The organism is Devosia sp. (assembly GCF_036676215.1).
Lineage (GTDB): Bacteria > Pseudomonadota > Alphaproteobacteria > Rhizobiales > Devosiaceae > Devosia.
Genome location: NZ_JAKFDJ010000183.1, coordinates 1 through 2,665 on the forward strand (window position 1 = coordinate 1; position 2,665 = coordinate 2,665).

The 2,665-nt window shown below is 64.6% G+C and carries 4 protein-coding genes; 1 reads left to right on the forward strand and 3 read right to left on the reverse strand.

Going from position 1 to position 2,665, the window contains the following annotated elements:
• Window positions 1-858: sigma-54 interaction domain-containing protein (locus tag V6M52_RS15135; protein ID WP_332701619.1), on the forward strand; the 858-nt coding region annotated here is incomplete at its 5' end.
• Here V6M52_RS15135 and V6M52_RS15140 read toward each other — a convergent pair.
• From V6M52_RS15140 to V6M52_RS15150, 3 genes are all read right to left on the reverse strand, one after another.
• Window positions 855-1,238: a hypothetical protein gene (locus V6M52_RS15140; RefSeq protein WP_332701620.1), complete on the reverse strand. Its 384-nt coding sequence runs from the start codon at window positions 1,236-1,238 to the stop codon at window positions 855-857. The genes V6M52_RS15135 and V6M52_RS15140 overlap by 4 nt on opposite strands.
• 53 nt (window positions 1,239-1,291) lie before the next feature.
• Window positions 1,292-2,257, reverse strand: coding sequence for a DMT family transporter (locus tag V6M52_RS15145; RefSeq protein WP_332701621.1), 966 nt, complete (start codon window positions 2,255-2,257; stop codon window positions 1,292-1,294).
• Window positions 2,258-2,326: 69 nt separating this feature from the next.
• Window positions 2,327-2,599 carry a hypothetical protein gene (locus tag V6M52_RS15150; protein WP_332701622.1) on the reverse strand — a complete coding sequence of 91 codons (273 nt, stop codon included), beginning with the start codon at window positions 2,597-2,599 and terminating at the stop codon, window positions 2,327-2,329.
• Window positions 2,600-2,665 lie beyond the last annotated feature (66 nt).

Here is a 2,665-nt window from a genome sequence, read left to right on the forward strand (position 1 = left end):
GGCAAGGATGTCTGCGCCGAGGCGCTGCATGCCGAGGGGCCGCGCTATGGCAAGCGCATGGTGGCCATCAACTGCGCGGCGATTCCGCGGGACCTGATGGAAAGCGAATTGTTTGGCGTTGCCCGCGGCGCCTTTACCGGCGCGCATGAAGACCGCAAGGGCGCGGCCGAATTGGCCGATGGCGGTACGCTGTTCCTCGACGAAATCGGCGAGATGGATCTTTCGCTGCAGTCCAAGCTGCTGCGCTTCCTGCAGACCGGCACGCTGAGCCGGGTCGGCGAATCGGGCGTGCGGCATGTCGATGTGCGGGTGATCTGCGCCACCAACCGCAACCCGATGCAGCTGATCACCGAGAAGAAGTTCCGCGAGGACCTGTTCTACCGACTGCATGTGCTGCCGATTCATCTGCCGCCGCTGCGGCAGCGGCCGACCGACATCATGGTGCTGGCCCGCCACTTCCTGGCGCTCTATGCCACCGAGGAACACAAGCGTTTCAGCGGCTTTGCGCCGGAAGTAGCGAGCCTGCTGACCTCGGCGGAATGGCCGGGCAATGTGCGGCAGCTGCAGAACCTGGTGCGCCGGCTGGTGGTGATGTGCGACGGCGGGGAAATCACCATGCCGATGCTCAGCGCTGCCGACATCGAATCGCGGGGTGTCGTTGTCGCGCCCGAGCCGGCATCCCGGGCGGACCGGCGCCAGGCCATCCTGCCGATGTGGCAGCAGGAGCAACGCATCATTGAGGATGCCATTGCCAGCTTCGGGGGCAATGTATCGCTGGCTGCTGCAGCGCTCGAGATCAGCCCCTCCACCATCTATCGCAAGCGGCAGGGCTGGGCCGAAATGGCAGCAGCAGGCTAGAGTCCGAGCGCCACCACCAGCGTCAGCACGAAGAGCAGCGCCACGATGGGCGTCATGGTCAGCCGCTCCGGGCGGCTGTGCGAAATGGCGTTGAGCGGAATGCCGGTCGCCAGATAGGCCACGGCCACCCAGGCGGCTATCCCGATCCAGTCACCGCCAGGCAGCCAGGCCACCAGCCCCGCCTTCTGCAAGGCGATCGCGGCGATCACCGCATAGATGACGATGGCCACGAGACTGCCGATGCGCAGCCCGGTTGGCAAGGTGCGGTATTGCCCGCCCCAGGCGAAGTGCCCGAGCGGCGCCCCGGCCGCCAGACCTGCCTGGAGCACGGCCAATCCGGCCAGAAGAATGCTCAATGCCAGTGCAGCCGCTGCCGTCATGTCGCCCCCAAGCGCTCGATACGCGCGCTAGGTGGTGACACCGGCCCGCAGCGTCAAGGCGTGTTTGCCTCGCGGGCCTTGACCCGGTCCAGCCCCAGATAGTGTTCGCGCAGGATCACGGCGATGCCGGAGGCCACGATGATCGTGGCTCCGAAGACCATGGTCAGCGTCGGCACTTCGGCGAAGACGATGAGGCCAAGGATGATGGTCAGGATCAGCGAGACATATTCGAACGGCGCGATCACCGACATGTCGGCATAGCGATAGCATGAGGTCAGCAGCAACTGGCCGATGCCGCCGGCAAATCCGGCAGCGATCAGCAAGAGCCATTGCCGGGGATCGGGCCAGACCCAGCCGAAGGGCACCGTGAGCAGCGATAGCAGGGTCGCGCAGATGAAGAAGTAGATGACGATGGTCTCGGTGCGCTCGGTCTGCACCAGCTTGCGCACCTGCATCATGGCAAAGGCCGAGAATATCGCCGAGACGAAGCAGGCGATGGCGCCGATGGTTGCCGCATCGCCCATGGCGTCGCCGCTCGAGAACACCGTCAGGCGCGGCCACAGGATGATGACAACGCCGACAAGGCCGACAAGCACCGCGGTCCAGCGGAAGACATGCACGCGCTCCTTGAGCAGCACGGCGCTGAACAGGACGATCAGCAAGGGTGTGGCGTAGCTGATGGCCGTTGTTTCCGGCAGCGGCAACCGCGTCAGCGCAAAGAAGCCCAGGCCCATCGCGGAAACGCCGATAAACGCCCGGAGCACGTGTCCCCGGGGGTTGCGTGTGTGCAGCGCGCTCTGCAATTGCCGGCGCCACGCAAGGTAACCTAGCACCGGCAAGATGGCGAAGAAGCAGCGGAAGAAGACCAGTTCACCGGTTGGAACCGTCTCGGTTGCCTTGAGCAGCGTGGCCATGACCACGAAAAAGCAGACCGAAAGAACCTTGAGAATAATGCCGCGCAACGGACCGCCCGCATGTTGCGCGGGGCTGGTCGGATCGGCCGGCTTGGGACTGGTCACGAGAGTCTCGTCGCTAGGGACGGCAAGGTTCGGCGCGATCGGTTGCCTGCACCGCGCCGGAGGACTGCGTCAGCTCTTGGCGGCTTCGATCTTTTCCTTGGCAATACGCGCAGTGGCGAATGCCTTGTGCTCGGGGCCGACAGCACTGCCGGTCTTGAGCACCTTGCCGGCGGCGTCATGGATTTCCCAATGCCAGTTTGCATTCGGGCCGCTGCCGCCCTTGAGGCGCAGCTTGATCTGAAGGGTGTTGTCTTGGGTCATAGGTGCCTTATGGCGCAGGTTGGGGCGGGGGGAAAGGGGTTGGGTGAAAAAGTTGGGGTCCTGGTTGCGGGATACCGCCACCTAGCCTTTCCCCGACAGGGGAGGTTGGGCCGAAGTCCAACGCTTCTTCTGGCGCAATACAGACGC